This window comes from Noviherbaspirillum sp. (assembly GCF_036846085.1).
Lineage (GTDB): Bacteria > Pseudomonadota > Gammaproteobacteria > Burkholderiales > Burkholderiaceae_D > Noviherbaspirillum.
On record NZ_DAIUCO010000380.1, the window covers coordinates 1 to 3,101 of the forward strand.

The 3,101-nt window shown below is 60.9% G+C and carries 4 protein-coding genes; 1 reads left to right on the top strand and 3 read right to left on the bottom strand.

Annotation, left to right across the window (positions count from 1 at the left end):
• Positions 1–228 precede the first annotated feature (228 nt).
• Positions 229–1,464, top strand: coding sequence for an FAD-dependent oxidoreductase (locus tag V7080_RS24950; RefSeq protein WP_334191073.1), 1,236 nt, complete (start codon positions 229–231; stop codon positions 1,462–1,464).
• 44 nt (positions 1,465–1,508) lie between these two features.
• Here the strand turns inward: V7080_RS24950 and V7080_RS24955 are convergent, their stop codons facing one another.
• The 3 genes from V7080_RS24955 to V7080_RS24965 all read right to left on the bottom strand — a co-directional run.
• Complete coding sequence (locus V7080_RS24955) at positions 1,509–1,835, bottom strand: sensor histidine kinase (protein ID WP_334191074.1); 327 nt, start codon at positions 1,833–1,835, stop codon at positions 1,509–1,511.
• Between the two features lie 152 nt (positions 1,836–1,987).
• The gene (locus tag V7080_RS24960) at positions 1,988–2,662 is read right to left on the bottom strand and encodes an RloB family protein (protein ID WP_334191075.1); all 675 of its coding nucleotides are present in this window, start codon (positions 2,660–2,662) and stop codon (positions 1,988–1,990) included.
• On the bottom strand, positions 2,662–3,101 hold a 440-nt coding region (locus V7080_RS24965; protein ID WP_334191076.1), incomplete at its 5' end, for an AAA family ATPase. The genes V7080_RS24960 and V7080_RS24965, both read right to left, overlap by 1 nt.

Sequence of the window (3,101 nt, forward strand, 5' to 3'; positions counted from 1 at the left end):
GAGCTTATGCATCCGTTTGCCCGACCTCACTACCCCTGCGCGGGCCGCCCCATCCCAACCTTCCCCCCTAGCCGGGCGCCCTGGAAGGGGAAAGGAGCCGTCAGCGGTTGTTTGGACCGCTATCGGATATGCAGAAGGAAAGACTCGATATCGACGAAACCCGCTTCGTAAAAACAAGCCGCCCTTTGACGACAATCCCCAACAAATTACTCAAAGAAAGCCGACATCATGAAGACCATGCACACTCGTTGTTGTATTGCGGGCGGCGGACCGGCCGGCATGATGCTCGGCTACCTGCTGGCGCGTGCCGGCGTCGATGTGGTCGTGCTGGAAAAACATGCCGATTTCCTGCGCGACTTCCGTGGCGATACCATCCATCCATCGACGCTGCAGGTCATGCAGGAACTGGGGCTGCTCGACGCAATCCTGGACCGCCCGCATGACAAGGCCCGCCGCTTGCGGGTGTCGATCAGCGGCAACGAAGCGGTGATTGCCGACTTCTCCGGCCTGCGCACCGCCTGCAAGTACATCGCGATGATGCCGCAATGGGAATTCCTCGATTTTCTGCGCGATCATGCCTCGCCATGGCCCAACTTCCGCCTGCTGCTGGGGGCGGAAGCGGTCGACGTGGTGAAGGAAGCCGGGCGCATCCGCGGCGTGCGGGTAGAGGCGGTAGGCGAGCCGATGACCATCATCGCGGACCTGGTGGTCGGCGCCGACGGACGACGGTCCAGGATGCGTGATGCGGCCGGGCTGGCGGTGCGCAATCTCGGTGCGCCGATCGATGTGTTGTGGATGCGCTTGCCGGTCATGCCCGGCGATCCGTTGGAAAGCGGCGGCCATATCGACAGCGGCCATTTCCTGGCCATGATCTACCGCGGCGATTACTGGCAATGCGCCTATGTCATTCCGAAAGGCGGGATAGAGGCGGTACAGGGCCGCGGGCTGGATGCGTTCCGCGCGGAGATCGCCGGCGTTGCACCCTGGCTGGCGGCGCGCACGCAGTCGATCCGCAGCTGGGACGACGTCAAGCTGCTGAGCGTCACCGTCGATCGGCTCCAACGCTGGTGGACGCCCGGCCTGCTTTGCATCGGCGACGCCGCGCATGCCATGTCGCCGATCGGCGGCGTCGGCATCAACCTGGCCATCCAGGATGCGGTCGCGGCGGCCAACATATTGGCAGCGCCGCTGGCCGACCCTGGCATGACCGCGGACCAACTGACGCCATTGCTGGCGCAGGTGGAAAAGCGCCGCCTGTTTCCGACGCGGTTGACGCAAGCCGCGCAACTGGCGATACAGAACAGGTTGCTGAAGCCGGTGCTGGAAGGCGAGCGCCAGAGTACGCTTAAGACGCCGTGGCCGGTCAGGCTGTTGAACCGGTTGCCTGCATTGCGCGTCATGCCGGCGTATGCGGTCGGCATCGGCGTCAGGCCGGAACACGTGAGATCGCCCGCCTTGCGGTAAAGGCATGCGCAGGCAGCCTCGTGCGCTGCCTGTGGGGAATTCAATTAATCACGCAAAGATTGACGCTTGGCGCCCATGAAGGAATGCACCTGCTCCACCGCGTCGGCGATGATGGCGTTGAAATCGAGCACGTCGTCCTTTAGCTTGATCAGGCCGCGCATCACCCGCGACACGTCGAGCAGGTCGTCCACCAGATCCGTCATGTGTGCAAACTGCCGGGTGATGAATTCGCCTGTCTGACGAATCCCTTCCTTGTCGAGTCCGGCCAGCTTCAGCAGTTCGGCGGCGGTGCTGATCGGCGCACGCGGATTGCGCAACTCATGCGCGAGCATCGCCAGAAAATCAGCCTTGCGGCGGTTTGCCGTTTTCAATTCTTCCTGCGCCTGCTGGATATCGGTGACATCGGTATCGGTGTCGAACCACTGAACGATCCTGCCCGCTGACTGGAGCGAATAAAGTTGGCCGGGTCCGAATAAAGTCCGTCGGACGGCTGACCTACCCTGGTGACGCTGGCTCGTCGTTGTCAGGCCTTGAGCGTAATTAGCAGCTTCACCAAAGCGACGATGCCGGTGTAAGGCTCCGGGTCGGTGTAGCACGTGAATCGTTCAGCCAATCGTTCTGCACGTTGCGTAGCCACCTCCAGTCGTTCGCGGGTCGTTGCGAATGCGCGGCCCGCGCCTTTCTCATAGCCGATGATGTGCTGCCTCAACCTTCGCATTACCTCATCCCGATGCATTGGCGTCTGAATATCCTCGAAATGCAGCAACAGCCACAACTCGAAGCTCGGCACCGAGGCGATGGCGCGGAACGTTACGGCTTGTTTGGCGTCGTTCCGTAGTATGCCGTCCAGCGATTCGGCCAGTCCGAGCGCATCGAAGTAACTACGATGGTCGTCGCGATCGAACACTGCATACACCTGTTCGAAGGCGCGAGGCTGAATGTTCTTGTGGCGGTCACCGTACTCGAAAAGTTCTTTGGCGTATTGCACCACCTGTATTGGTGCGGTGCCCGGTTCGCTGCGACGCACCTCCACATTAGCTGTATGCAGCCGGTAAGCAGCGCGGATTTCGCTGAAGTAGAGTGGCTCGGTTTTGCTGCCTTCGGAAACGATCAGGATGCGGTCGTAACTTGCGCGCCGGCCTTGCTTACGTTCAAGCTGTTTTTTCTGTCGCTCTTTGGGAGAGTTGTCGCGAGCCATCAGTGCTGCAGCCCCAGGGTATGGCTGAGGAAAGGCACGCCGCCGTAGCGGCCGATCAGATACCCGCGTTCCAGTGCTTCGTTTTTGCGCGGGCTGAACTCCGACAGACTGACCAGGCTGGAAGCCTGCTCATGGTCTTTTTCCACGAACCAGATTTGGTCGCGGCGAAATAGATCGGGCGCGTCGAGCAAAGAAGTGTCATGGGTCGTGAACACGAGCTGCGCACCACCGATGCTGACATCGGGCCGATGAAACAACCGTACCAGCTCGCGCACCAGCAGCGTGTGCAGACTCGTATCGAGTTCATCGATCACCAGCGTCAATCCCCTGTTGAGGATGTCGAGCACCGGACCGGCAAGGAATAACAGGTTGCGCGTACCATTCGACTCGTCAGCCAGATCGAATACCGCTTTGCCTTGTTCGGTCGCGTGGTAAAAGC